Below are 25,122 nucleotides of genomic sequence, written 5' to 3'. Positions count from 1 at the left end.
CGGCTGGTGCTGATGGCGGAAGTCCTCAGGGAGCGCCGCTCCCGGAGGCAGCCTGAGCTAGGAATCCCCCTGCTTTAGCTGGGGGAGGATGTCAAGAAAAGAATCTTCGCCATGGTGCTGGATCTCCCGGTGGGGTGTCAGCCCTTGAGGGCTTCACGGAGGACGTGATTCTCGTCGTCGGCGTAGAACTCCTCCGGCACCGCGCCGAAGGACTCGTAGCTCGGCATCATCACGCCGAAGAAATCCTTCGAGGCGTTGTCCCAGCCGTGGTAGACGCCGCTGTTCGGGAATCCCGGTGTGATGTCCCAGACGAGGTCGTCGGACATGACTTCCTGGGTGACCTCGGGCGCCATTCCCGATTCGTACAGCCGGCGGATGAGGGTGAGATTGGGGGAGTTGGACATGTGGGGCTCCTCGCTCGGTGCTTCACCCAGCATTACAGCGAGCGGCCGGAATGAGAGGGGGAAAGAATTTTCCCCGCACTCCGAAAGCAATGGGATATCGGCATGTCCAGGGTGGGAGAAATCCTTACCTCTCTTTCGGGCTCACCCCCGGGAGTTGAGGCGCGCGGCCTGGCGTGTCAGGTGGGCGCGTTCGGCCAGGTTGGACGCCTTGCCGGCGGCCTCGGTGTAGAGGCGGGCGGCGAGAGCGAGGTCGCCGGCGCGTTCGTGGAGGTAGGCGGAGGCGGCGGTGTGGCGGGGGAGGGCGGGGTCGAGGGCGGCGAGGGCGGTGAGACCGGCGTGCGGGCCGTCCGCCTCGCCGACGGCGACGGCCCGGTTGAGGCGGACGACGGGACTGTCGGTGAGGCCCACGAGTTCGTCGTACCACTCGACGATCTGCACCCAGTCCGTCTCGGCGGCGGTCGGCGCGTCCGCGTGGAGGGCGGCGACAGCGGCCTGTGCCTGGAATTCGCCGAGCCGGTCGCGGGCGAGGGCGGACTGGAGGATGCCGACGCCCTCGGCGATCAGCCCGGTGTCCCACCGGCCCCGGTCCTGTTCGGCGAGCGGGACGAGGCTGCCGTCCGGGGCGGTCCGGGCGGCGCGGCGGGCGTGGTGCAGGAGCATGAGCGCGAGGAGGCCCGCCACCTCGGGGTGGTCGATGACGGCCGTGAGTTGCCGGGTCAGCCGGATGGCCTCGGCGGCGAGGTCGACGTCCCCGGAGTAGCCCTCGTTGAAGACGAGGTACAGCACCCGCAGCACGGTCGCCACGTCGCCGGGCCGGTCGAACCGCGCGTCGGAGACGGTCCGCTTGGCCCGGCTGATCCGCTGCGCCATGGTCGCCTCGGGGACCAGGTACGCCTGCGCGATCTGCCGGGTGGTGAGCCCGCCGACGGCGCGCAGGGTGAGCGCGACCGCCGACGCCGGCGTCAGGGACGGGTGGGCGCACAGGAAGTACAGCTGGAGCGTGTCGTCCGCCGACGGCGTGGGACCGGGGGCCGGCTCCTCGTCGGCCCGGTCCTCGCGCCGCCGCCGGGACGCCTCCGACCTGGCCTGGTCGAGGAACTTCCGCCACGCGACCGTCACCAGCCAGCCCTTCGCGTCGCGCGGCGGATCGTCCGGCCAGACCCGGACCGCCTCGACCAGCGCGTCCTGCACGGCGTCCTCGGCCGCCGCGAAGTCGGCTCCGCGGCGGACGAGGACGGCGAGGACACCCGGGGTCAGCCGGCGCAGCAGCGCCTCGTCCATGGGGGAGGTCACTCCGTGACGGCCGGCGCCGCGTGCAGGAACGGGCGCAGCTCCAGCCACTCGTGGATCGGCCGCCCGCCCGCGCCGGGCGCCGCCGACAGCTCCCCGGCCAGCTCCACGGCCCGCTCGTAGCTGTCGACGTCGATCACCATCCAGCCCGCGATGAGGTCCTTCGTCTCCGCGAACGGCCCGTCGGTGACCGGCGGCCGGCCCTCGCCGTCGTACCGCACCCACGCCCCCTCCGGTGCCAGCGCCTGGCCGTCGACGAACTCGCCGCTCTTCTCCAGCTTCGCCGCGAAGTCGTTCATGTACTGGATGTGCGCGGAGATCTCCTCCGGCGTCCATCGGTCCATCGGGATGTCGTTGACCGCCGCCGGGGCGCCGCGGTAGTGCTTCAGCAGCAGGTACTTCGCCATGGCCGTTCTCCTCGGTACGGGTGCGGCCCATTGTGGCCGCGCTCGACCCTGGGACGGAGCCGGACGCGGGTTCTCGACACGATCGGCAGAAGTTTTTCCGGGACGGGGCCGAGTACGGGGCCGAGGCGCCGGCGGATGACCTTTCGGGCAGACGTGAGTGACCCTCCGGCTGCCCCCGGCGCCCTTCCCGGCCGCCGGGTTCCGGGGGAGAGTGGCGGGGGCAAGAGATGTCGTGCGAACGGAACCTCCATGCGGCGCAGCACCGAATCCCGGCGGACCGGCGGTACCCGGCGTGAACAGGACGAGTCCCGCGGGCCGGCGTCCGGCGGGTACGGGAAGCCGCTGAGAGCGGGAGCGCCGGGGGAGTTGCAGCGGACGGTCGGCAACGCGGCCGTCGCGCGGATGATCGCGCGCGAGCGCACCGGGGGCTCCGGCGAGGCGGGCGCCGACGCCGTCCGGGAGGCGGCGCGGACGGCCGGGCGGGGCGGGCGCCGGTTGCCCGACGGGATGCGGGCGAACCTGGAGAGCGCGTTCGGCACCGACCTCGGGCACGTCAGGGTGTCGGTCGACGAGCGGGCCGCCGCGAGCATCGACGCCAGGGCGTACACCGTCGGCGACAACATCGTCGTCCAGAACGCGGCCGTCCTGCGGGACACCGAGACGATGGCCCACGAAATCCACCACACGACCCAGCGCGGCGCGCCCGGCGGGCTGAGCGATCCGGACGGCCGCTGGGAGCGGGAGGCGTCGGACGTGGGGGCGCGGGTCGCGCGCGGTGAGAGCGTGCACGTCGACGGCGCCGCTCACGGGGGCGGCGGGGACGCGGTGCAGCGGCGGGTGGGGTTCGAGTTCGAGTCGCAGTGGCGGGTGCGCGACCACAACAACCTGACCGCCCAGGACGAGCAGAACTACCAGGACGAGGTCTCGTCCCGCAACGACATCATCGGCGCGCAGGTCCTGCTCAGGATGGCCGACCTCCGGCAGAACAGCAGCCTCCTCACCGCCGCCGAACGGGCCGGGAACAGCGAGCAGTTGAGGAACTCCTGGCTCACCCCGGTGCCCGGGCAGGCCGGCCGGTTCCAGGCCACCGCCGCCGGACAGGCCCGCCTCGCGCAGGCCCGGCAGGCGTCCCCCGAGCAGTACCGGCAGCACGTCGACGACGTCACCCCGTCGCTGCTCCACAACGGCCGGATCAGGGAGACCCCCATCCGCGGCCGGGACGTCCCCAAGATGGGCACCGTCGGCAGCGGCACCGACTACCGGCTCACCTCGGACGTCAGCCCGACGGGCGGCGCGGCCCTGGAGTGGGTGACCGACCCGCTCACCACGAGGGACGACGTCCTGCGCGTGATGACCGAGATCACCCAGGTGTCCGCCGCCCTCGACGCCCGCCAGGGACGCGAGTCGTTCCCGCTCGACGAGGTCAACCTCGGGGGATTCACCGCGAACCCCGGGATGATGGTGTTCCCGCTGGACGGCGTCCTCGTCTACGCCCCGCAGATGACCGGCGGGTTCAAGCTGGACGAACTGCCCCGGCTCATCGAGTACCTCCAAGTACCGGCCAAACGGCCCCTGTTGAGCACCCCCGGCGCCTTCGGCGGGCGCAAGCAGGCCCGGCAGGACCTGCACGTCAACAGCCTCGGCACGGTCGACGGCATCCGCCGTGCCGCCGAGGCGCAGGCCGGCCGCCTCCCCGCGGAGGTCACCGGCGGGGAGTCCACGGACGCGCTGGTCGGTCTCACGACCCTGATCGGCAGCTACCTCAGGTACGGCAGCGAAATGGGCGACAAGGCCAACTCGAAGTCCATCGCGGGCGGTCTGATGTCCCGTACCTCCTTCGCCCACAACTTCACCCTGCTGCCCCGCCCGACGCGGATCTACTACCGTGACAACCCGGAGGCGTTCGCGGAGTTCGTCCTGCGGGCCGCCGGTCTCGACCCGAACGACCAGCAGTCCCTGGTGTATCCGAACACCGTCGAGCACGGCGACGCCGGAAACCGCGCCGAGCGCCGGATTCCGCTCACCCGCCATCAGTGGCTGACGGGCATGCCCAAGGGCAGGGACCTGCTGCGCAACTACCGGCACCTCGACGAGGCCGAGAAGATCGAGACCAACCACAACCAGGCCGACTGGTCGCACATCCACGGCTCCCTCGGGGCGCTCGGCACGGTCGACGACCAGGTGGGTGCTCCCGGACACCAAGAGGTCGCCCTCGTCGCGGAGTTGCGCCGGATGAAGGACGGTCTCCTCACGGCCGATCTGCTGCCGCTCTCCGTCGCCGCGTTCGATCTGGTGCAGCGGCTGAACGAGGGGCGGAAGCTCAAGTACGAGAAGGGGTAGGGCGTAGGGCTCGCGAGGACACGGGCCCTACCGGAGGTGCGGCCCATTCAGTTGGCGAGGCTGAAGTCCCCGCCCACCGGTGCCGCGATCTTGTCGACGCCGGTCAGGGCGGTCAGCGTGGTCACCGGGGTGCTGCTCTCGGAGGTGGTGCCGTTGCCCAGCTGTCCGGAGCCGTTGGCGCCCCACGAGCGGACAGTGTTGTCGCCGAGCAGGACCATGGTGTGCTCCCGGCCGGCGGCGATCAGCTGGACGGCCTTGAGGTTCGGGACCGCCACGGGGGTGGTCCGGTAGTCGGTGGTGCCGTCGCCGAGCTGACCGGACGTGTTCTGGCCCCAGGCCATGAGCTTGTTGTCGGTGCCGGTCACGGCGAGGCTGTGGTTGCAGCCGGCGGCGATCTGCGAAATCGCCGCCGAGCCGATGTCCTTGGTGTCGACCGGGGTGGAGCGGTTGACCGTGCTGCCGTCGCCGAGTTGGCCGGTGGCGTTGTAGCCCCACGCCTTGAGGGTGTCCTTGCCGGCCAGGGCGAGGTTGTGGTCGCAGCCGGCGGCGATTCGGGTGATGCCGGTCAGGCCGCCGACCGGTGCGGGGACGTTCCGGCTGGCCGAAGTGCCGTCACCGAGCTGGCCGTTGATGTTGTAGCCCCAGGCCCACACGGTGCCGTCCTCCCGCAGGGCCAGGCTGTGGTTGAGCCCCGCGGCGATCGCGACGACTTTGTTGAGCCCTTCGACGCGGACCGGGACGCTGCTGTCGGAGTTGCTGCCGTTGCCGAGCTGGCCGTAGTTGTTGCGGCCCCACGCCACCACGGTCCGGTCGTCCAGCAGGGCCAGGCTGTGCCAGCCGCCCGCCGCGATGTCTCGCGCGGTGGAGAGGTTGACGACCTGGCCGGGGGCGTTGTGGCTGAACACCGAGCCGTCACCGAGCTGGCCCGAGCCGTTCGCGCCCCACGACTGCACGGTCCGGTCCGTCAGGAGCGCCAGCCCGTGCCCCGTGGCCGAGCCGCCCCCGCCTGCGGCGATCTTCACCACCTCGGCGCTGGTCAGCCCCAGCACCGTCGTCGCCGTCGTGCGGAAGTCGGTCCAGGTGCCGTCACCGAGCTGCCCGGAACGGTTGTTCCCCCACGCCTTCAGCCGCTTCTCCTGCTTCACACGCGCCTGAGCCTGTCCTTGTGCCAGGTCCGCCGAAGCGGCGTGCGCGGTCGTCAGCGGGACCAGGACCACGGCGAGCGCGCACAGAGCGGTGGCGAGCCTGCGGGTCGTACGAAGAGGACGCAAGGACTGCTCCATCCGAAGATCACGAATCTGCCGTGCTCTTCGTAGCGCCTTCGCCGGTCACGAGGGACGGGACTTGGCCTCAGGTTCACCCGGTCGGCGGTCTAGTCACACCAGCTGAATCCAGGCCCCGAACGCTCAGTCGGCGACGTATCCGGCCGAAGTCGTGGGCACAGCCACCGGCGTCAGCGGGTCCGGCCGGGACAACGTCTCCGACAGCGCAACCCCTTCCCGTTCGGCGGCGATCCTGCGCGCCCGCAACTCCGCCCGTGTACGCGGCCGGTACTTGGGCTCTCTGCCGCACCCGCACCCCGACCTTCCCTCGTACCGCAGCCCTTCCCCCAGTACCGCGGCCGCCACCGACCACCCACGGACGTCCCGCCGGGGCGGCGGCGCGAAATCGTGCCCCGCGCAGAGGAGAGGCCCCGCGCAGTTCGGGCACCGGTGCTCGCGCCGCGGATAGGCAGGCTGCTTGAAGCTGACGCGGCAGGCGACGCAGGCGTAGTGGACCTTGTAGAAGGTCGTGGCGTAGAAACACACCGGATCAGCGTACTGAGCGGGCCCGCGGTCGGACCAGTTGGTTTGATCAGGCGCGACGGGCGATCCCGGTGCTTCTGGGCAGGTGTGCAGCCAGAGTTCGCCGGAGAGGACGTGGGCCAGGTCGGCCGAGAGTTCCCTCGCGCCACCTCTTCGCGGAGGCCGCCCGTGTTCATGTGCGGGTAGCGGTGTCCCGGCTTCAGGTCGGGTCGAGTGGCAGACCTGAACGCTCGCGCGGGGATTCGAGTGCGGTGTGCTCCAGGGCCGCGACGCGCAGTGTCCCGGTGTTGTGGGAGTGACTGGCCAGAACGCGTCGCGATGGGTCGACGAAGGACGACGGTCTCCGGGATTCGCTGTACCACTTTCCGCCCGGCTCGCTTCGGCCATGGACCCTGGGGTCGGGCCAGTCGGCATCATCCGAGCGCACGCTCCACTGGGCGGGCCGTCGGTTCTCCCCGCAGAAGACCAGATGTCCGTCCTCGACACCCAGGTGCTCGGGAACCGTCACCCGAAGGGTGTGCTCGTGACCGCTCATGCCCATCAGCTCCGGGTGCCGGCCTGCGGCAGCGTAGTAGTCAAGCAAAGCGTCGGGCAGGCTGGTCCCCAAGCGATCCCCCACGGCCGTGACTTCGGCATCGGCGTATCCGTCGTCCGGAGTCCAGCCACCGAACGCGGTCGGCATGAGCTGCTGAAGCAACTCCTTGATCATGGCAGGCCCCATGCCGGTGGGTTTATGTGGTCTTCGCCGCGCGGCCCTCTCACCCCCGCCCCCGCAACCCCGCAGAAGCCACGTCGATCATCCGTCGGCGGGCCTCGGGGTCGGGGCCGTACTGTTCTCGCGCGAGGCACCCCACCATCAGGGCCTTGATGTCGGCCCGGGAGACGTCCGCTCGTACGGCGCCGGCGGCCTGGGCGGCGGAGAGGAGGGTGTCCTCGACGACTGTCAGATCATGTTCGGGCTCGAAGGACACGGCCTCGACGTCGAAGCCGTCGCCGCTGAGGGCTTGGGACAAACCTCGGTTCGCGGCCATCAGGTCGACCATCAGGCCGAAGAACTCGAAGAACGCGGGGCCCGGTTCGTGTGTGGAGGCCAGCTCCCGGGCCTGTTCGACGATCTCGGCCACCAGGTGGCGGACGATCGCCTCGTACAGGGCGTCCTTGGTGGGGAAATGGCGGCTGACGGTTCCGGTCCCGACGCCGGCCCGGCGGGCGATCTCGGCGACCGGCACCGCGAGCCCCTCGGCCGCGAACGTCGCCCGCGCGACCTCAAGGACGCGACGGCGATTGCGCTCGGCGTCTGCGCGCACGACGGACCTCCGAACCATCGGCCAACCGGGACAGGTGTCCCGATTGTAGAAGACGCGGCCCTCGCGCAGACCGGGTCACCCCTCAGTGCCCCACCTCTCCCTGCGCCACCTCGATGTCCTGGTGGATGTCGAACACCCCGGTCATCGCGACGGCGCAGGACAGCGCCGCGCAGGTGGTCAGGAGCGCGGCGATCCACAGTGCGGCGGCGCGCGGGGTGCGCCGGACCGGGGCGAGGAGCGCGGCGACCCGGCGGGGGACGGGTCCGGTGGTCGCGGCGGGGGTGACCGGCGGGTGGGGGACGGGCCGGGAGGTCGTCGCGAGGGCGGCGCGGGCGATCGCGCGGGCCGTGAGGCGCCGGTCCCCGACGGTGCTCGCGGCGGCCTCGTCGGCGGCGCGTTCCGCGGCGAGCCGGACGGCCTCGCGGACCGGGCGCAGGGCGGGATGGCAGTGGGCGGCGAGTTCGGCGCCGGCCAGGAAGTAGTGGTGGCCGCCCGCGTTGTGGGCGCGCTCGTGGGCGAAGAGCGCCTCGCGCTCGGCCGCGTCGAGGCTGCGCAGCATGGCGGTGGTGACGACGATGCGGTGCGGCCTGCCGGGCAGGGCGTAGGCGTCCGCGCGGGGCGAGTCGACGACGCAGAGGTCACCCGCGGTGGGCCCGCGGCCCGCCTCGGCGCGGGCGCTGCGCAGGCCCGCCGTCTGCCGGACGAGGGACAGGCCGAGGGCGAGGGCGCCCACGGTGAGGAGCCCGGTGGCGACGGCGGCGAGCGGGAGGATCAGCAGGAGGGAGGGGGTGCGCAGGGGGTGGACGAGGTCGCCGAGCGCGGCGAACGCCGGGATCTTGAGGAGGCCGGTCAGCGCGAGGGTGCCCAGCGCCGCGACCGTGCCGCCCGCGAGGAGCACCGCCGAGGCGGTCAGCGTCCACAGGGCCAGGACCGGCGGACAGCGGTCCAGCACCCGGCGGGCCAGCGGAGGGGCCGCCCACGGCACGAGGAGGGGGAGCAGCAGCACGGCGATCGTCATCAGCCCTCCTCCAGGAGCCGGCGCAGGACCTGTTCGTCGTCCGGGCTGAGCTGGGCGACGAAACGGGCGAGGACCGTCTCGCGGTCGCTGTCGCGGTCGAGTTCGCCGTGCATGCGCAGGGCGGTCAGGCCGTGCGAGTCCTGGACGGGGCGGTAGGCGTAGCCGCGGCCCTGCCGTTCGCGGTCCAGGGTGCCCTTGTCGTAGAGGCGGGACAGGATCGTCGTCACCGTCGTCCGTGCCAGGCCCGAGGCCAGTTCCGTCTGGACCTGGCCGGGGGTGAGCGGTGTGTCGGACGCCCACAGCGCGGCCAGCACTGCGGCTTCCAGCTCGCCCATGGGGCGGCGTTCATCCTTTTCGGTGCTCATGGGAACGGACCCGGCCCTCCGATCGTCTACAGTTCCGTAGACCGTCTACGAGATTGTAGACGGTCGGGGTGTCGGACAGCCGGTCACCCGTACAGAAAGGACCCTGCCCGTGGTTCCATCGTCGCAGCTCGCGGTGAACCCGCTCGACGCACAGTCTCTCCTGTCCGCCTTCGGGGTGCTGGGTGTCGCCGTGGTCATGTTCGCCGAGACGGGGCTGCTGATCGGCTTCTTCCTGCCGGGCGACTCCCTGCTGTTCACGGCGGGCCTGCTGTGCACCGGCTCGGGACAGCTCTCCCTCGGCCCGCTCCTGGTCGCCGCCCCGCTCGGCGCGCTCGCCGGAGCCCAGTGCGGCTATCTGATCGGCCGCCGGGCGGGCGGCGCCCTGCTCTCCCGCAGCAGATCGGTCCGGCTGCGCGAAGGCGCCGAGCGCGCCGAGGAACTGCTCGACCGCTACGGGCACGCCAAGGCGATCGTCCTCGCGAGGTTCGTCCCGGTGGTCCGGACCGTCCTGAACCCCCTCGCAGGCGCCCTGAAAGTCCCCGCCCGCGTCTTCCTGGTCTGGCAGATCGCCGGCGGACTGGTCTGGAGCGTCGGCCTCGTCCTCGGGGGGTACGCGCTGGGCTCGTCCATCCCGAACGTCGACCGGTACCTCCTGCCGCTGGTCGCGCTCATCGTCCTCGTTTCGCTCCTCCCCCTCGCGGTCGAGCTGTACCGGGGGCGCCGCAACGCCAAGGAGGCCCGCGGATGACCGGGGCATCGATCGACGGCTCCGCCTACCGCGACGTCGTCGACCTCGCCGGGCGCGCGCCCGCCTGGTTCGGCACGGCGGTCGAGGCGTGGACGACGTACGGACTCGCGCTGTTCGCCCTCCTGATGGCCGCCGCCTGGTGGCGCTCGCGCCGTACGAGCCCGGAGTCCGCGGTGACGGCACTGGCGGCGCCCCTCGCGGTCCTCATGGCTCTCGGCATCGACTTCCTGCTGAAGTCGCTGGTCCAGGAGGACCGCCCCTGCCGCACGCTCCCCGCCCGCACCCTGGAGGCATGCCCGCCGCCCGGCGACTGGTCCTTCCCCAGCAACCACGCCGCGATCGCCGCCGCCTCGGCCGTCGCCCTCCTCTTCGTCTCCCGCCGCCTCGGCCTCCTCGCCTCGGTCGCGGCCCTCGCGATGGCCGCCTCCCGCGTCTGGGTCGGCGTCCACTACCCGCACGACGTCCTCACCGGCCTGGCCGTCGGCGCCACCGTCGCCTACGCCACGATGACCGTTGTGCGACGCCGGTCCCGAACACTGGCCGCCCTGCTCACCGGAACGAGATTCGGGCCGATCCTGTCCGTGCCGTGAAACGGCGGGAAGGCGATGTCTGTGCTTCTCCACACCGGCACCGGCTATCGCCCTGGTCGTCCCGGCCGCCGCCTGCCGCGAACTGCTCGGCGATGCCGTTCGCGCGGAAGCCCACCTGTCCTGATGCGCCGACTTCGACCGAGCGGGGTTGTGTATCACCTCGGACGGCTCGTGGGCGGGTAACCACCACCGACTGCGCGGCGGCACTCGCCGAAGATGAAGGCGAGTTCACGTCCCTCGCCGGACCGCCCGCGACCGTTCCCTGGTACCCCGAACTGGCCGGACCGGATTCTTCTCAGCGAGGGCCGGTGTCCAGGTCGGGCCGGGGGAGTTCGTCGAGGTCCAGGGTGAAGGTGCGGCCGTCCGCCAGGGGCACAGGGAGCTTGCCCGTGCCGTACGCGCGCTTGAGTGCGGTGCTGTAACCGCTCGCGGTGGGCTGGGTGTGCAGGACGACTTCCCCGGCGTAGGGGTCCACGACCAGATAGACCGGGATGCCGTAGCGCCCGTACTTGGCGGTGCAGTCGTCATAGTCCTTGCGTGCCGAAGAGGTCGAGACGACCTCCGAGATCAGCAGAACGTCCTCGAAGCTGTAGTGCTTGCCTTCCTTGGACGCATCCTCCCGAAGGATGGCCAGGTCGGGGGCGGAGTTCTCGTCCGGCGGAAAGTCGATGTAGACGTCGGAGGTGACCTTCGCATGACGGCCGAGGGCAGCGGCCGAGTCGATCTGCAGAGATCTGATGGTGCTGGAGTGCTCCTCACTCTGCGGGGTCATGATCACCTTTCCGTCGGTCCCGAACAGGACCGTGTAACCCTTGGGGAACTCGGTGTGCACGATCGCGTCGACACTCATGGACGGTGCTCCTTCCCGTGTGCCGTCACGATTCGGGGGGCAATACGGCCCTCGGTGTCCCCGGATATCGACGTGGCCCCGGCCGGGATCAGTGTCGCTCCCCGGATTCGGTCGAAGCGAGCCCCGGCCCGGCACGTCGCATGGCCTGGTACAGCGCCGCGTCCTCCGGGGGATCGGGCAGCGGTCCGCGGGCAGGTGTCCGGAAGGACTGGAGCATCCAGGCGACCGGGCGGCGCCAGGCGTCGGGCGCGGCGTCGGCGGTGGCGCTGAGGACGCCGGCGTTGGCCATCAGCAGCAGGACCAGGTCCCGGCTGGTGAAGTCCTCGCGCAGATCTCCGCTGTCCTTCGCGCGGGCGATGAGTTCGAGAAAGCCCTCGTACGCCTCGGCACGCCGCGCCTCCAGGCGCTCGGCGCCGGGCAGGCTCATGGTCAGTACGTCGGCGAAGCCCCGGTCGGCGGCCTGCATCGCGCACACCGTCTCGACGTAGCCGGCGAAGCCGCGCCACGGATCGGGTTCGGCCAGCGCCTCCTCGGTGGCCCGGACATAGGCGTCCATCCGGTCCGTGAAGACCGCGGCGACCAGTTCCTCCTTGTCGGGGAAGCGGCGGAACATCGTGGCGATCCCCACCCCCGCCTCCCGCGCGACCGAGGCCATCGACGCGTTCAGCCCGTCACGGCCGAACACCGTGCGCGCGGCGGCGACGATCCGCTCCCGGTTGCGCTCGGCGTCACTGCGCAGTGGCTGCGCGGCGGAGCCGGACGCGCCGTCGGTGTGCTGGTCGCGAGGGGGCATGCCACTCACCCTAGCAATCGGATAGGGCTATCCACATCCCGTGCTACGCTCGGCCCGTAAAGCGGATAGGGCTTTCCGGATCGAGAAACGGATAGCCCTATCCGAATCACGCTCCGTGAAAGGCTTCCCATGCCCACCATCGCCATCGTCGGTGCCGGCCCTCAGCTCGGCCTCGCCGTCGCCCGCACCTTCGGCTCCCACGGCCACAGCGTCGCCCTGCTCTCCCGCGACCGCGCCAAGCTGGACGGCCTGGTCGCCGACCTGGCCGCCGACGGCATCACCGCCGCCGCCTTTCCCGCCGACGTCCTCGACCGTGACGCGCTCACCGCGGCGCTGCACGACGCCTCCCGGCATTTCGGCGGCATCGACGTGCTGGAGTACTCCCCGGTCGGCGGGCTCGGCTCGACCCGTCTGACCCTGCCCAGCGAGACCGTCCCCGCGGACGTGGAGCACGAGATGAACTTCCAGCTCTACGGCGCCATCACCGCCACCCGGGCGGTCCTGCCCGCCATGCGCGAGGCCGGCACCGGCACCCTGCTGTTCACCACCGGAGCCGGCTCCCTCGACCCGGTTCCCCAGGTCGGCAACGTCAACGCCGCCGCCGCGGCCCTGCGCAACTGGGCCGTCAACCTGCACAAGGAGCTGGCCGGCAGCGGAGTCCAGGCCGCCCACGTCGGTATCGACGTGTCCATCGGCATGTCGGTCGTGCCCGGCTTCCCGACGGCCCGGCCCGAGGAGATCTCCCCGGTCTACTGGGAACTCCACACCGTCCACCGCGACAAGGCGGAACGCGTCTTCAGCGGCTGACCCCACCAGCCCCCACCGTCCCTCGGCCGCGCCGACACGACCGAGGGACGGCGTTTCGCCGAGCCTCTTCGGCGAGCGGAGATTCCTCCCGGCCCGCCGCTCCTACGCCGCCAGCCCGTGCCGCTTCGCGTACGTGTTCGCCACGTCCTCCGGGTCCTTCTTGTCCGTGTCGACCTGCCGGTTGAGGTCGGTGAGGTGCTCGGTGGTCAGGACGTTGCCGAGGCGGGCGAGGGCCTTGCGGACGGTGTCGTCGGCCTTGCGGTCGGCGATGAGGGGGACGACGTGCTGGCCGGGGATGAGGTTCTTGGGGTCGGTGAGGACGACCCAGCCGTTGTCCTCGATGGCGGTGTCGGTGGTGAAGAGGTTCGCCACGTCGATGTCGCCCTTCTTCAGGGCGCCCTTGACCAGCGGGCCGGAGGAGTCGAGGGACTTGAACTCCTTGAACTCGACGCCGTACACCTCCTTCAGGCCGACCACGCCCACCTGGCGTTTCTTCACCTCGGGGGCCGCGCCGATGATCAGCTTGCCGTTCTGCTTGGCCAGGTCCGCGAGGGAGGTGAGCCCGTACTTGCGGGCCGTCTCCCGGGTGACGGCGAACGCGTCGGCGTCCTCGGCGAGCCCGTACGGCAGCACCTGGAGGCCGGCCGGGAGGGCGACGGTGAGGGCGTTCTGCATCTCGCCCTCCTCCGTCGCGGTCGTCTTCGGGTCGAGGTAGTCGAGCAGCGCGCCCTGGTACTCGGGCAGCAGGTCGATGTCGCCGCCCTTCAGCGCGGGGATGACGATCTCGCGGGTGCCGAGGTTGGGCCGGACCTTCACCTTCACCCCGGCCTGCTTGAGGACCGCCGCGTAGAGGTAGCCGAGGATCTGGTTCTCGGTGAAGTTGGCGGTGCCGATCGTCACGCCGTCCTTACTGGAGCCGCCGCCACCGGAGGCGGTGCCCGAGCCGTCGAGGGAGGTGATACCGCCGGCGCAGGAGGTGAGGACGGGCACGGAGGCCGCGGCGAACAGGCCGCCGAGGAGAGTACGTCGGTTCATGGCGAGGGGTCCCTAGGCGGTGCGGTGGCGGAAGAGGAAGCGCTGGAGGCCGCTGAGCAGCAGGTCGAGGACGATGGCGATCGCGGCGACCAGCACCGCCCCGCCGAGGACCTGGACCAGGTCGCGCTGGGCGAGCCCGTCGAAGACGTAGCGGCCGAGACCCCCGAAGGAGACGTACGCGGCGATGGTCGCGGTCGCGACGACCTGGATCAGCGCGAGCCGCAGCCCCGTCATGATCAGCGGCAGCGCGAGGGGCAGCTCGACCTGGAGGAGGACCTGGTGGCCGCGCATGCCCTGGCCGCGCGCCGCGTCCTTCACGTCCGGGTCGACGGCCGTCATCCCCGCGTACGTGTTGGTGACGATCGCCGGGACGGCGAGGGCGACCAGCGCGACGTACACCGGCAGCATCGACAGACCGCCGGCCAGGAAGACCAGGACGACGAGCCCCACGGTCGGCAGGGCGCGGCCGAAGGACGCGAGGTTGATCGCGACGAAGGCGCCCTTGCCGGTGTGCCCGATCAGCAGGCCGAGCGGCAGGCCGATCGCGGCGGCGACGAGGGTGGCGAGCAGGGAGTACTGGAGGTGCTCGGCGAGGCGGTGCGCGATGCCGTCGTTGCCGGACCACTGCGAGCCGCTGGTCAGCCAGGAGCCGAGGTTCTTGAAGAGTTCGTACATGTCAGGCTCGCCGCCTCCGCCACGGGGTCAGGACGTACTGGAGGGCGACCAGCGCGGCGTCCGCGACCACGGCGAGCAGGATCGTGAGGACCACGCCCGCGATCACCGGGGTCGGGAAGTCGCGCTGGAAGCCGTCGGTGAAGAGCTGGCCGAGACCGCCGTCGCCGATGTAGGTGGCGACCGAGACCAGTGAGATCGACATGACCGTCGCGATCCGCACGCCCGCCATGATCACCGGCAGTGCGAGGGGGAACTCGACGGTCAGGAGCGTGCGCAGCGGGCGGGTGCCCATCGCGACGGCCGCCTCCTTGGTCCGCGCGGGCACCGAGTCGAGGCCCTCGACCGTGTTCCGCAGCAGGACGACCAGGGTGTACACGGTCAGGCCGATGACGGTCGTGGTGCGGGTCAGGCCGGTGACCGGCAGCAGCAGCACGAAGATCGCGATCGACGGGATCGTGAACAGGATGTTCGACAGGCCGAGGAGGAAGCCGCGCAGCGGGCGGACCCGGTGCGCGAGCACCGCGAGGGGCAGCGAGATCAGGACGCCGAGGAGGACGGCGGTCAGGGCGGCCTGGAGGTGGGAGAGCGTGAGGGAGGTGAGGTCGTCGGTGTGGTCGCCTATCCACGACCAGTCGATGCTCACGCCGCCACCCGGACTTCCGCGTGCGCCCGCCCGGCGTGGGTGTGGATGTCCTCGCGGGACGAGACGCCGGTGAGGACGCCGTCGGCGTCGACGCGGGCGACGAAGCCGGTGGGGGAGGCGATCGACTCGTCCAGCGCCGCGAGCAGCGAGTCGTCGTCCTTGAGGGGCCGTACGGGGATCACGGGGATCTCGGTGGCCTGCGACTTCCAGTGCAGGGGCTTGCCCGCCGGGTCGAGGACGAGGGTCCAGTCACCCTGCGGCGCGGGGCCCTGCGGGACTCCGGCGAGCGCCTTCAGCGAGAGGAGCTTGAGGCCGCGCTCGGCGCCGAGGAAGTCGGCCACGAAGGCGTCGGCGGGGCGGGCGAGGAGCTCGGCGGGGGAGGCGCACTGGACGAGGTGGCCGCCGGTGCGGAAGACGGCGATCCGGTCGCCGAGCCGGACGGCCTCGTCGATGTCGTGGGTGACGAAGACGATCGTCTTGTTCAGCTCCTTCTGGAGGCGCAGCAGCTCGTCCTGGAGCTGGGTGCGCACGACCGGGTCGACGGCGCCGAACGGCTCGTCCATGAGGAGGACCGGAGGGTCGGCGGCGAGGGCGCGGGCCACACCGACGCGCTGCTGCTGCCCGCCGGAGAGCTGGTGGGGGTAGCGCTTGCCGGTCTCCGCCGACAGGCCCACCGTCTCCAGGAGCTCGGCCGCCCGGGCGCGGGCCTTGCGGCGGCCGTGGCCGAGGAGGAGCGGGACGGTCGCGATGTTGTCGAGGACCGTGCGGTGCGGGAAGAGGCCCGCCTGCTGGATGACGTACCCGATGGCGCGGCGCAGTTCGGCGGCGTCCTGGCGGGTGACGTCCTTGCCGCCGACCTTGATGGTGCCGGAGGTCGGCTCGACCATCCGGTTGACCATGCGCAGGGTGGTGGTCTTGCCGCAACCGGAGGACCCGACGAGGACCGTCACGCCGCCTTCCGGCATGTCGAGGGTGAGGTCGTGTACCGCTGTCGTGCCGTTGGGGAAGCGCTTGTGCACCGCGTCGAACTGGATCATGAGTTGTCCCTTGCCCGGCTGTATAACTTCATGCAGAGTTCTCTGTGGGTGAATGACTTGTCAACGGTTCCGCGTTAATCCGAGGTAACGGATGACCGACAGTCGGGACGGAGGCAAGATGAAAAGTACGTATTGAGGGGATTCTCCGGCCTTATGTCTTCTCAGATTGTGGACTCCTCGACGGCGACGGCCTCCGTGCCGATCCTCCTCGACGGCACCGCCCTCGGCATCACGGACGTCGTCCGCCTCGCCGACGGCACCGCGCGACCGGTCCCCGACGACGCGGCGATCGCCCGCGTGGCCGACGCCTGGGACGCCGCCCTGCGGATCGCCGCGACCCGGCGCGTCTACGGCCGCTCCACCGGAGTCGGCGCCAACCGGAACACGGCCGTGCCCACCGAGTCCGCCGCCGGACACGGCCTACGACTGCTGCGCAGCCACGCCGGCGCCATCGGCGAGGAACTCCCCGCCCGGCAGGTCCGCGCCATGCTCGCCGTCCGCGCCAACCAGCTCCTCGCGGGCGGCGCCGGACTGCGCCCCGGTGTCGTCACCGCCCTGTGCGCGGCCCTGGAGAGCGGCGCCCACCCGGCCGTGAACGAGTTCGGCTCCGTCGGCACCGGCGACCTCGCGGCGCTCGCCCAGGTCGGCCTGGCGCTGGCCGGCGAGCACCCCTGGCACGGCACCGGCGCCCCCGCCCCGCAGCCCCTCGACCACAACGACGCCCTCGCCCTCATCAGCAGCAACGCCCTCACCCTCGGCCAGGCCGCCCTCGCCCTGCACGAACTGCGCGGCCTCCTGGAGGCCACCCAGGTCGTCGCCGCGCTCTCCCTCCTCGCCGTCGACGGCTCCCCCGAGCCGTACGCCGCCCCCGTGCACGCCGCCCGCCCGCACCCCGGCTCCGTCGAGGTCGCCCGCCGCATGCGCGGCCTGATCGGCGCCGACGACCGCCCCGCCCCCTCCGCCGGCCGCATCCAGGACCCGTACGGCCTGCGCTGCCTGCCCCAGATCCACGGCCCCGCGCACGACGCGGCCGACGCCCTCGAACGCGTCCTCACCATCGAGATCAACGCCGCCGCCGAGAACCCCCTCATCTCCCCGCACGACCTCGCCGCCTACCACCACGGCGGCTTCTACCAGGCCCAACTCGCCCTGGCCCTCGACCACTTCCGCCTCTCCCTCACCCAGGTCGCCCGCCTCTCCACCGCCCGCCTCTCCACCCTCAACGAACCCGACTACACCGGCCTGCACCCCTTCCTCGCCGACGACCTCCCCGCCTCCTCCGGCGTCATGATCCTCGAATACGCCGCCGGCGCCGCACTGAGCGACCTCCGCGCCTTCTCCGCCCCTGCCTCCCTCGGCCACGCCGTCCTCTCCCGAGGCGTCGAGGAACAGGCCAGCTTCGCCTCCCTCGCCGCCCGCCAGACCCTCCGCGCCTGCGCCGCCTACCGTCTCGTCGTCGGCTGCGAACTCGTCGCCGCCGTACGGGCGTTGCGCCAACGCGGCCTGCACCCCGCCCCGCAACTCCCGACGGCCTCAGCCCTGAACCTCGCCGACACCACCCTCGACCCGGACCACTCCGACCGGCCGCTCACAGAGGACGTCCGCCGCGCGGCCGGGCTCCTCGACGGGTTCACGGAGATCTGGCGCGCGGCGGGGGACTGACGGGGCGGGTTGCGTAGTTCCACCGAGGCCCTCGGGCGTCAGGTCTGACAACATCGCCCCCGACCCGACGACAAGGAGCGCTCACCGTGACACCCGAGGCGGACCCGGCAACTCGACCCGAGGAGTGGCACCTCGCGCTGCTCGAAGCCTTCGAGATGCTGCTCGACGGAACACCGGCGGCCGAACCGGAGGCCAGGTACGGGGTGTTCCACGCCTCCGACTCCTTCGACGAGTTCCTGTTCCCGAACTCCTGGGCCACCCCGGACGCGCTGACGGCCGGGAAGCCGACGCAACTGCCGGACCCGGACGGGCCGTACCCCTTCTCTCCCTGGACCTGGCATTTCGATCTGCGCGAGACGCTGTTCCACTTCGACGCCGACCTCCTGGCCGGAACGGGAGCGTGGGGCGACGACGGACACAAGGGCCCCCGGCCGTTCGACGACGCCTTCGTCGCCGACCTGCGCGACGCGGCCTCGGTCGACGAGGATGGTGAAGTGCTGGTGCGGGGAGCCGAGTTGGGGACTCTCCTGACCCGTCACGGCCTCGACCTCACCGACAAGACCGCCAAGAAACTGAACGGCTGGCTGACCGTGCTCCTCAGGGTCGCCACCGACGGCACCCTCGACGACGCCCTGAAAACAGCCACGTTCACCCGGCGAGGCCCCGAACACCTCCTGTCGGCCGCCGACATGACGTACGACCGCCCCGCCGCCGAGCCCTGGCAGGAACGCCTCGCCACACTCACCCACCCCGGCCTCCGCGACCACCTCCGCCTGCTCTGCCGCAGCGCGGCCGACGCGCGCAGCGAGGGCGGCTTCTACTTCGGCACCGGCAACTGGTCGTGGTCCGACGCCCTGGAGGCGGCCGGCTGTTCCCCCGTCGCCGGCTGGGGCTTCGGCGAGTCCCAGGCCGCCACGGTCGTCGTACGCCTCCCGGACCACACGAAGGCAGGGTGACCGAGCCGGATCTTCCACGATCCCCATGTGGCTCGGCTGTACACCGATCCTCGACGACGAGCGCGGCCAGCAGGGCGGGAGATCTTGGGGTGGAGAGTCGCCCGGTCCGTCGCCGTGCAGGCGCCCGGAGTGCTTTCCGATCCGCTGTGGAAGAGGGTGCTCGGGGGCGACCCGCGTGACGAGTGCCTGCGCATGGCATGGGACGAGGACGACGACGTCCTGCACGTACAGGACGGCGGCATCGTGGTCTCCTGCCAGGGCGGAACCTGGAGTTGGGCGACTGAGGTGTAGACGCGGGAGTCCCGGACGCTCCTCGTCCCTCGGGTTCCTGTCGTCCACCCACCGCGCAGTACGTATGCGGATACGTGGTTTCGCGGAAGCGCCGACGGTCGCCGCTCAGGTTGGGTGGACGTCTCTTGACGCGGAAGGCGGAGTGCGGGTGGGCTGGGTGGCGGTGGAGGGTGGGTACGAAGTCGCCCTGGTGGAAGGGCGGGTGACGGCCAGGGGGGTGGGTGGCCGGGAGCTGAAGTCGGTGCCGAAGGGGATCAAGGACCACCCCGAGGTGGAGCGGTTGCGGCGCTTCGCGGAGTGGCTGACGCGGCACGAGGCGGCCTGTGTGGCGCAGGTCGACACCTGGATGGTGTCGTCGCTCCCGGTCCCCACCGAACTCCTCGCACGGGTCTGGCGCGACGAGGCGTGGCGGTCGGCGCTGTGCGACCTCGTCGTGGTCGGCGACGACCCGCAGGACGTCGGATTCCTGCGTGACGCCGGCGAATCGGGCACCCTGCGCGTCGTGGACCTCGACGGCGAGACCGTACGGCTCCACGCGCGCACGGTGACGCTGCCGCACCCCGTACTGCTGCCCGATCTCGACGAGTTGAGGGAGTTCGCCGTCGAACTGGGCGTCACACAGCGCGTCGAGCAGCTCTACCGGGCGACCTGGCACAAGCCGGCCGGCCTGGACGAGAAGGGCACGCTGGTCCAGGAGTTCGCCGGGGGCCGGTTCATGACCCGCTCGGCGCTGGCCGCGCGGGCTACCTCCCTCGGCCACCGGGTGACCGGCTCCCTCGCGGTGCGCCGGGTCCGGGACGGGGCATGCGGCGTGGAGGCCGTGGTGTGGATCGGGGAGCCCTGGGAGTACGAGACGTCGACGGGCCCGCTGTCCTGGCAGGACCCGGACGGCCGCACCCTGCGGTTCGGGGACGTCGGAGCGGTGGCCTGGTCGGAGGGGATGCGGATGGCGGCGGCACTGTACGCCGGGCGCGTGATCGAGAAGGGGGCGGGCGCGTGAGCGGTCGGACACAGGAGACGAACCGGGAACTGCTCGCCGCCGGGGCGGTGTTGCCGCTCGGCACCGAGAACGCCGGCGAGGGGGCCGTACCGCTCACGGCACGGTCGTACACGCATCCGGGGCTGGCCGACCGGGTCGTCGTACGGCTCGTCGCGGGGGAGTTGGGGGAGGCGGAGGACATCGCCGCCGGGTACCTCGGGCTGGTTCCCGAGGCGGAGCCCGTCGAAGTCGGCCTGGGGGCACGGCAATCGCTCGGCTTCCCCGAGTGGGTGCTCGTGCACCACCCGGAGGACGGACACCACGCGCTGGACGTCGTACCGGAGTTGGAGCGCATCGCACGGCTGGCGAAGTCCCGTCCCAAACCCGCCCTCGACGCCTACCGCGAGGTCGCCGCACGGCTCGCCGCCGCCGTCCCGCACTTCCTGTCGACCTTCTACGAACAGGCCGCGCGCGTCTTCCTCACGGCCGAGAACCCCACGTACGCGGGCCAGTTGTTCACCCGCGCCCGCCGCGCCGAGGCCGAACACGGGCTCCCGGTCGACGAGTCCCGACTCGATGCCGTGTTCCTGGAGTTCGCCCTCGCCGGAGCGCTGACGGCCTCGGCACTGTCCGGCTACGCCAAGGAACTCGCCGTACGCGTACCGCCGTCCGAGGCCCTGCGCCGCTTCGCCCGCCTGTGCGTACGGCGCACCGCGGGCGGACTCGTCCCCTCCGCCCAACTCGCCCGCGACGTCCGCAGGTTGGCACGCGCGGCCGGTGAGGACGGAAAGGCCGTCGAAGAGGAACACCTCGCCGACCTGCTCGCCCTCCCCGCGACGGCGAAAGCGGCGCCCGGCTGGTGGAAGACCCAGCGCACCGCCGTCGTCACCCTCGTCCGGCGTCAACCCGCCCTGCGCGGCACCCTGTTGAGCATCCTCCCGGCCCAGGGCGACCGGGACGTGCTGCTGATGTGGCTCGACATGCTGGCGGAGTCCGGCGCCCTCGCGGGACTCTGGGACGACTCGCTGCCCGACACGGAACGACCGCAGGACGGGACGGCCGGCTGGTTCACCCGTTTCCTGGCGTTCCAGGAACGCACCCACGGCTGGCGCGAACCCACCCACCTGCCGGCCCTCTACCCGCTCGTCGAACGCTGCGCCGACCGCCTGCGCACCGAACTCACCGCGTCCGGAAAGGAGTTGAGCGCGGGCCACGACCTCGACCTGCTGGACCTCCTGATCGCCCTCGACATCCCCGCCGTCGTCTTCCACGCCGTCGAACTCCACGGCTGGGCGAAGCACGAGAACCGGCGCGACCTGCGCGCCTTCGCCGCCGACGACCGCTTCCGGGACGCCTTCCACAAAGCGGCCGACATGTTCGACGGCGACGAGGACGACCTCGACACCCTCCGCGTCCTCGCCCAGTCACCCGGCGGCCGGCCCCGGCTCGCCGACTGGGTCCGCGAGGTCGCCCGGCGCTCCGCCGCCACCGGACTGCCCGGCCTCCCCGACGCCCTGAAACGCCTCAAGTGGCTCCCCGCCGAAGCCCTCCGGCTCGCCCCGGACGAGATCCGCGCCGTCGCCGTCACCGACCTCGCCCCCCTGCTCGCCCGCACCCTGCGCGCCGGTCTCCTCGACGAACTCGGCTGGCCCGCCTGGGAGTCGGCGGCCCGGGACCTCGTACCCGGACAGGACGTCGAGGACCTGTACGTCGCCGACGCCTGGCCCCACCTCGTCACCGCCGGCGCCGCCCAGGCCCGCGTCATCGGCGCCGAGGGCGTCGTACTCGTCCATGATCTGCGGCTGCCCGCACACGGCACGTCCGGGCACGTGGGCTTCCACTACGTGGACGGCGAACTCCTCGTCCACTGGCTCGGCCACGACGACGGGCTGCGCGGGTACTGGCACCGAACGCCGGGCCGGGTACTGGAGTTGGCGGGGGCGGTCAGGCCGCGCGGTACGCGGATGAACTGGTACCGGGAGGACAACGGGGTGCCCAGCCTGCCGCTGCCCGGCGGCGGGCGGACCACCGGGGCCGGGATGCTGCGCCGCGGCGACACCGCACTGCCGGAGGAGGCGTGCGTGATCGGCGACGGGACCTCGTACTGGGTGTGGGGGGACGAGGGCTGGATCGGGTACGACCCCGCCGCCGGGCGACTCGACCGGATCGGGGTGCCCGCGTTCGCCGCCGACAGCCCCTTCTCGCCCTGGATGCTCGCGCCGTATCCCTTCGACGAAGTCACTCCCGCCGGTGCGCCGGTGGGCGGGCTGCTCGGCTGGAACGTGACGACTCTGCCCGACGGGGCCTGGTGCGGCGAGGACCTGGCCGGGCGCCGGGTCACCGTGCCGAAGGGGCGGGGGATGCCGTACGCGGCGGTGCTCTTCCCCGGGGCCGACCGGCCCGTGGCCGCCGTCCGCGAGGGGTGGCACATCGAACTCGTCGACGCGGAAGGCGTGGTGACCGCCTCGGCGGAGGTGGACGGGGCTCCCGGTGACTTCGCGGCCGGCACGCCCATCCTGCCGCCGCTGGCGTACTGGCACTGCCTGCGGCCACGTGACGTACGGGGGTCCGAGGCGCTGCGCCGGGTCTCCGACGAGACGGCCCGGGAGCTGCTGCGGGCTCGTGAACTCACGGACGCAGTGGGGGAGTTGCTGCCCGAGGTGACGGACGCGGCGCTGCGGGCGGGGGTCGTGGGGGTGCTGAGGTACGCCGTCGAGCAGCAGGAGGTGCTCGATGCGGCCTCGGCGCGGCTCACCGCGGAGTTGGCAGGCGTCCAGGAGGACGAGGGGCCCGCGGGGCCGTCCGACCGGGTCCTGCGGGAGGCGTTGAGCGGGTTCGACGGGGTGCGTGACCGCTGGTACCACTACACGGCGGAACGGGACAACGCGTTTCGACGACTGCGGGTGCTGCGGCGGGCGTTGGGGACGGGGGAGGGGCGGGCTTCCGGCCCACATGCGGCGGAGGGTTCGCCTGACGGCGGCGGCCTCGCTCATGTCCCGTGCGGGGAAGGCGACTTCGTGCGCATCCCGGGTGAAGGCGATGACCTCGCCCACACCCCGCACAAGCAGATCGGCCTCGCCCACACCTCGCACGAACAGATCGGCCCTGCCCGCGCCCCGCACGAACAGATCGGCCCTGCCCGCGCCCCGCACGAACAGATCGGTCCCGCCCGCGCCCCGCACAAGCAGAGCGACCCCACCCCCCGCCTCCACCTCGACGGCCCCGAACTCCCCAGCGGCTACCTGGACCGCTTCCCCCTCCCCGGTTTCCTCACGTCCGTCGCGTACCGGGCGGCCTCCCCGACCACCTCCCCCGAGCACCGGGAGGCCCTCGTGGCGCTGCTGAGGGAGTTCGACGCGCTAGGGATGGCCTCCGGCACCGGGCCCGCTCGCTGGCGCCGGGTCGCCCTGCACGTCGAGGCGAGCGCCCTGCGCACCCCGAACGGCGAGTGGCGGGAGGGGAGTTGGGAGGGCGTCCTGCTCCTCGACGGCGGCGCCTTCCTCGCCGTCACCGAGTGCACCTCGCGGGACCAGCGGTACGGCTGCGGTTTCACGGCGCTCTTCCACGATCCCGCCGGCCGCTTCGAAGCCCCCGCCCCCTACACCGTCGAGGCCGCTTCCCCGATCGGGGAGGACCGGGCGCCCGGCTGGCCGGCGGAGTTCCTCGCCGAACTCGACGAGCGGGGACCGGCCCCCTGGATGCCGGAGGCCGCCGAGGAGTTCGCCCGGCTCACCGGGGTCACCTCGGTCATGGCCCGCCTCGTGGTGGCGGGGCTGCCGCAGATCGACAACGAGGAACGGTCCTTCCTGACGGCGCCGGCACGGGCCGTACTCGGGGTGAAGGCCCCCGACGCGGCCCTCGCCAAGGACGAACTGGCCGAGCTGGGCCCCCTGGTCCGCACGGCCGTCGTCACCGCACTCCTGCCCCGCGACCCCGCCCGCCTCTGGACCCACGGCCCCGAAGCGACGGCCGCCGCGCACGTCTGGAACGACCGGGTCGGCAAGCGCACCCCCCTGCCCGAGGCGCTCCTCCGCGACGTACGACGCGCCCTGCGCGCCGAACCCGCCACCCTCGCCGCACTCCTCGCCCCCGCCTCCGACCCCCACCTCGCCCACGACCTCGACTGGACCGTCACCCAGGACCGCGCCACCCCGCTCGACGGCGACGCCACCGGCTTCACCGCGGCCACCCTCGTCGACACCGTCACCCTGACCGCCTGGCTGGCCCACCACCTGCCCGCCGGCGACCCCGTCCGCGCCACCCTCCCCGCCGCCCTCACGGCGATCCACGACCGCCTGTCCCACCCCGGCCTCCTCCTCGACCTCGGCACGTACGTCCACCTCCCCGGCTTCCGGAGAGCCGTCGGCTCGCCCACCGAGACCACCACGGAGTACGAGTGCTACGGCGCCGTCGTCATGCCCACCTACGACGACCGCCCCGCCCCCGCCCTGCGGGTCGCCCACCTCGACGAGACCGGCCACGACCCCCGCCTGCCCGCCCTGCGCCTCGAACAGGACGGCGCGCACTTCCCCGCCGAAGTGGCGTTGCGCATCGCCCGGACCCCAGGATTCGCGGCCCTCCTCAAGGACCCCGGCGACCCGCCGGCCGGCGCCCGCGACAAGAACGGCACCTGGTACCCGCAGGACCCCACCCGCTCCGTCCCGGACCTGGTCCGTGCCGTGGCGCAGGAGTACGGCATCGGCGAGGACCCCGCCGCCCTCTACCTCATGCTCCTCGCGATGCCCGACCCGACCGACCGCACCACCGCCCGCTGGACCGGGTGGAGACCCGCCCGCCTCGAAGCGGCCCGCGCCGCCCTGGCCGCCACCGATCTCGTCGTCTCCGGTGCCCGCCCGCGCGCCGGCCGCTCCCTCTTCCTCCCCGGCGCCTGGGAACCCCTCCCCACACCGAGGCTCCCGCTGGAGCGCTGGAAACTCGCGCTCCACCCCGAACAGACGGAAGGGGGCGGCGTCCCCCTGAACACCCTCGTCCCCGCGGAGCCCGCTCCCGACCTGTACCGCAGGGCCTGGGGGCGGATCAGGGAGGGGGACGTGCCGCGTTTCGAGGAACTGCGGGGCAAGGGGGGCCGCCGCTGAGCGGGACGGGGAGAGGGGGCGCGG

The 25,122-nt window shown here is 72.2% G+C and carries 24 protein-coding genes; 9 read left to right on the top strand and 15 right to left on the bottom strand.

The genetic code is table 11. The features are described from left to right. Positions 1 to 137: 137 nt before the first annotated feature. From ABZX85_RS31445 to ABZX85_RS31435, 3 genes are all read right to left on the bottom strand, one after another. On the bottom strand, positions 138 to 404 hold the full coding sequence (locus ABZX85_RS31445; protein WP_355875908.1) for a hypothetical protein: 267 nt from the start codon (positions 402 to 404) through the stop codon (positions 138 to 140). 141 nt (positions 405 to 545) lie between these two features. Beyond that, positions 546 to 1,685 (bottom strand): DUF6596 domain-containing protein, encoded by a 1,140-nt coding sequence (locus tag ABZX85_RS31440; protein WP_355875905.1) that lies wholly within the window; start codon positions 1,683 to 1,685, stop codon positions 546 to 548. 8 nt (positions 1,686 to 1,693) lie between these two features. Then, a complete protein-coding gene (locus ABZX85_RS31435) occupies positions 1,694 to 2,101 on the bottom strand; it encodes a YciI family protein (RefSeq protein ID WP_355875903.1) in 408 nt (135 codons plus the stop codon). 249 nt (positions 2,102 to 2,350) lie between these two features. On the opposite strand from ABZX85_RS31435, the gene ABZX85_RS31430 reads away from it, so the two are divergent. Next, positions 2,351 to 4,441 (top strand): DUF4157 domain-containing protein, encoded by a 2,091-nt coding sequence (locus ABZX85_RS31430; protein WP_355875901.1) that lies wholly within the window; start codon positions 2,351 to 2,353, stop codon positions 4,439 to 4,441. Positions 4,442 to 4,488: 47 nt separating this feature from the next. Here the strand turns inward: ABZX85_RS31430 and ABZX85_RS31425 are convergent, their stop codons facing one another. From ABZX85_RS31425 to ABZX85_RS31400, 6 genes are all read right to left on the bottom strand, one after another. Continuing rightward, complete coding sequence (locus ABZX85_RS31425) at positions 4,489 to 5,712, bottom strand: hypothetical protein (RefSeq protein ID WP_355875899.1); 1,224 nt, start codon at positions 5,710 to 5,712, stop codon at positions 4,489 to 4,491. Positions 5,713 to 5,847: 135 nt separating this feature from the next. After that, positions 5,848 to 6,249 carry a hypothetical protein gene (locus tag ABZX85_RS31420; RefSeq protein ID WP_355875897.1) on the bottom strand — a complete coding sequence of 134 codons (402 nt, stop codon included), beginning with the start codon at positions 6,247 to 6,249 and terminating at the stop codon, positions 5,848 to 5,850. A gap of 196 nt (positions 6,250 to 6,445) precedes the next feature. Then, a complete protein-coding gene (locus tag ABZX85_RS31415) occupies positions 6,446 to 6,955 on the bottom strand; it encodes a hypothetical protein (RefSeq protein ID WP_355875895.1) in 510 nt (169 codons plus the stop codon). Between the two features lie 49 nt (positions 6,956 to 7,004). Next, positions 7,005 to 7,553 (bottom strand): helix-turn-helix domain-containing protein, encoded by a 549-nt coding sequence (locus tag ABZX85_RS31410; RefSeq protein WP_355875893.1) that lies wholly within the window; start codon positions 7,551 to 7,553, stop codon positions 7,005 to 7,007. An 82-nt stretch (positions 7,554 to 7,635) separates the two neighbouring features. After that, a complete protein-coding gene (locus ABZX85_RS31405) occupies positions 7,636 to 8,571 on the bottom strand; it encodes a M48 family metalloprotease (RefSeq protein WP_355875891.1) in 936 nt (311 codons plus the stop codon). Continuing rightward, positions 8,571 to 8,936: a BlaI/MecI/CopY family transcriptional regulator gene (locus tag ABZX85_RS31400; protein WP_355875889.1), complete on the bottom strand. Its 366-nt coding sequence runs from the start codon at positions 8,934 to 8,936 to the stop codon at positions 8,571 to 8,573. Before ABZX85_RS31400 ends, ABZX85_RS31405 begins: the two co-directional genes overlap by 1 nt. Positions 8,937 to 9,045: 109 nt before the next feature. Between ABZX85_RS31400 and ABZX85_RS31395 the strand changes: the two genes are divergently transcribed. Continuing rightward, positions 9,046 to 9,684: a DedA family protein gene (locus tag ABZX85_RS31395; RefSeq protein WP_355875886.1), complete on the top strand. Its 639-nt coding sequence runs from the start codon at positions 9,046 to 9,048 to the stop codon at positions 9,682 to 9,684. After that, a complete protein-coding gene (locus tag ABZX85_RS31390; RefSeq protein WP_355875884.1) occupies positions 9,681 to 10,274 on the top strand; it encodes a phosphatase PAP2 family protein in 594 nt (197 codons plus the stop codon). Before ABZX85_RS31395 ends, ABZX85_RS31390 begins: the two co-directional genes overlap by 4 nt. A gap of 295 nt (positions 10,275 to 10,569) precedes the next feature. Here the strand turns inward: ABZX85_RS31390 and ABZX85_RS31385 are convergent, their stop codons facing one another. Then, on the bottom strand, positions 10,570 to 11,124 hold the full coding sequence (locus ABZX85_RS31385; RefSeq protein ID WP_355875881.1) for a Uma2 family endonuclease: 555 nt from the start codon (positions 11,122 to 11,124) through the stop codon (positions 10,570 to 10,572). A gap of 88 nt (positions 11,125 to 11,212) precedes the next feature. Beyond that, positions 11,213 to 11,917, bottom strand: coding sequence for a helix-turn-helix domain-containing protein (locus tag ABZX85_RS31380; protein WP_355875878.1), 705 nt, complete (start codon positions 11,915 to 11,917; stop codon positions 11,213 to 11,215). Between the two features lie 129 nt (positions 11,918 to 12,046). Here ABZX85_RS31380 and ABZX85_RS31375 point away from each other — a divergent pair, with 129 nt between their 5' ends. Next, complete coding sequence (locus ABZX85_RS31375) at positions 12,047 to 12,724, top strand: SDR family NAD(P)-dependent oxidoreductase (RefSeq protein WP_355875876.1); 678 nt, start codon at positions 12,047 to 12,049, stop codon at positions 12,722 to 12,724. A gap of 102 nt (positions 12,725 to 12,826) precedes the next feature. Here ABZX85_RS31375 and ABZX85_RS31370 read toward each other — a convergent pair whose 3' ends face one another. The 4 genes from ABZX85_RS31370 to ABZX85_RS31355 are packed head-to-tail and all read right to left on the bottom strand — an operon-like array spanning position 12,827 to position 16,114. Next, a complete protein-coding gene (locus tag ABZX85_RS31370; RefSeq protein ID WP_355875873.1) occupies positions 12,827 to 13,759 on the bottom strand; it encodes an ABC transporter substrate-binding protein in 933 nt (310 codons plus the stop codon). A gap of 12 nt (positions 13,760 to 13,771) precedes the next feature. Further along, positions 13,772 to 14,434 (bottom strand): ABC transporter permease, encoded by a 663-nt coding sequence (locus ABZX85_RS31365; protein ID WP_355875870.1) that lies wholly within the window; start codon positions 14,432 to 14,434, stop codon positions 13,772 to 13,774. Position 14,435: 1 nt separating this feature from the next. Beyond that, positions 14,436 to 15,077, bottom strand: coding sequence for an ABC transporter permease (locus tag ABZX85_RS31360; protein ID WP_355875867.1), 642 nt, complete (start codon positions 15,075 to 15,077; stop codon positions 14,436 to 14,438). Continuing rightward, on the bottom strand, positions 15,074 to 16,114 hold the full coding sequence (locus ABZX85_RS31355; protein WP_355875864.1) for an ATP-binding cassette domain-containing protein: 1,041 nt from the start codon (positions 16,112 to 16,114) through the stop codon (positions 15,074 to 15,076). The genes ABZX85_RS31360 and ABZX85_RS31355 overlap by 4 nt, the downstream gene beginning before the upstream one ends. A gap of 153 nt (positions 16,115 to 16,267) precedes the next feature. Between ABZX85_RS31355 and ABZX85_RS31350 the strand changes: the two genes are divergently transcribed. The 5 genes from ABZX85_RS31350 (at position 16,268) to ABZX85_RS31330 (ending at position 25,098) form a co-directional block, all read left to right on the top strand. Then, the gene (locus tag ABZX85_RS31350) at positions 16,268 to 17,776 is read left to right on the top strand and encodes an aromatic amino acid ammonia-lyase (protein WP_355875861.1); all 1,509 of its coding nucleotides are present in this window, start codon (positions 16,268 to 16,270) and stop codon (positions 17,774 to 17,776) included. An 86-nt stretch (positions 17,777 to 17,862) separates the two neighbouring features. Beyond that, complete coding sequence (locus tag ABZX85_RS31345) at positions 17,863 to 18,732, top strand: hypothetical protein (RefSeq protein ID WP_355875858.1); 870 nt, start codon at positions 17,863 to 17,865, stop codon at positions 18,730 to 18,732. A gap of 129 nt (positions 18,733 to 18,861) precedes the next feature. After that, a complete protein-coding gene (locus tag ABZX85_RS31340) occupies positions 18,862 to 19,023 on the top strand; it encodes a hypothetical protein (RefSeq protein ID WP_355875855.1) in 162 nt (53 codons plus the stop codon). 148 nt (positions 19,024 to 19,171) lie between these two features. After that, a complete protein-coding gene (locus ABZX85_RS31335) occupies positions 19,172 to 20,023 on the top strand; it encodes a DUF4132 domain-containing protein (protein ID WP_355875852.1) in 852 nt (283 codons plus the stop codon). After that, a complete protein-coding gene (locus tag ABZX85_RS31330; RefSeq protein ID WP_355875849.1) occupies positions 20,020 to 25,098 on the top strand; it encodes a DNA-binding protein in 5,079 nt (1,692 codons plus the stop codon). Before ABZX85_RS31335 ends, ABZX85_RS31330 begins: the two co-directional genes overlap by 4 nt. Positions 25,099 to 25,122 lie beyond the last annotated feature (24 nt).

Origin of the sequence: Streptomyces sp. NPDC004539 (assembly GCF_040610055.1) — a bacterium.
Taxonomy (GTDB): Bacteria; Actinomycetota; Actinomycetes; order Streptomycetales; family Streptomycetaceae; genus Streptomyces.
Note: the sequence above shows the minus strand (reverse complement) of the source record. Positions and strands in the feature narration are given on the sequence as shown.

Coding starts and splice junctions, on each gene's coding strand:
- ABZX85_RS31385 (WP_355875881.1), bottom strand. CDS start 11,124: ATGAGTGTCGACGCGATCGTGCACACCGAGTTCCCCAAGGGTTACACG.
- ABZX85_RS31365 (WP_355875870.1), bottom strand. CDS start 14,434: ATGTACGAACTCTTCAAGAACCTCGGCTCCTGGCTGACCAGCGGCTCG.
- ABZX85_RS31430 (WP_355875901.1), top strand. CDS start 2,351: ATGCGGCGCAGCACCGAATCCCGGCGGACCGGCGGTACCCGGCGTGAA.
- ABZX85_RS31440 (WP_355875905.1), bottom strand. CDS start 1,685: ATGGACGAGGCGCTGCTGCGCCGGCTGACCCCGGGTGTCCTCGCCGTC.
- ABZX85_RS31375 (WP_355875876.1), top strand. CDS start 12,047: ATGCCCACCATCGCCATCGTCGGTGCCGGCCCTCAGCTCGGCCTCGCC.
- ABZX85_RS31370 (WP_355875873.1), bottom strand. CDS start 13,759: ATGAACCGACGTACTCTCCTCGGCGGCCTGTTCGCCGCGGCCTCCGTG.
- ABZX85_RS31415 (WP_355875895.1), bottom strand. CDS start 6,955: ATGATCAAGGAGTTGCTTCAGCAGCTCATGCCGACCGCGTTCGGTGGC.
- ABZX85_RS31380 (WP_355875878.1), bottom strand. CDS start 11,917: ATGCCCCCTCGCGACCAGCACACCGACGGCGCGTCCGGCTCCGCCGCG.
- ABZX85_RS31400 (WP_355875889.1), bottom strand. CDS start 8,936: ATGAGCACCGAAAAGGATGAACGCCGCCCCATGGGCGAGCTGGAAGCC.
- ABZX85_RS31355 (WP_355875864.1), bottom strand. CDS start 16,114: ATGATCCAGTTCGACGCGGTGCACAAGCGCTTCCCCAACGGCACGACA.
- ABZX85_RS31405 (WP_355875891.1), bottom strand. CDS start 8,571: ATGACGATCGCCGTGCTGCTGCTCCCCCTCCTCGTGCCGTGGGCGGCC.
- ABZX85_RS31435 (WP_355875903.1), bottom strand. CDS start 2,101: ATGGCGAAGTACCTGCTGCTGAAGCACTACCGCGGCGCCCCGGCGGCG.
- ABZX85_RS31445 (WP_355875908.1), bottom strand. CDS start 404: ATGTCCAACTCCCCCAATCTCACCCTCATCCGCCGGCTGTACGAATCG.
- ABZX85_RS31390 (WP_355875884.1), top strand. CDS start 9,681: ATGACCGGGGCATCGATCGACGGCTCCGCCTACCGCGACGTCGTCGAC.
- ABZX85_RS31350 (WP_355875861.1), top strand. CDS start 16,268: ATGTCTTCTCAGATTGTGGACTCCTCGACGGCGACGGCCTCCGTGCCG.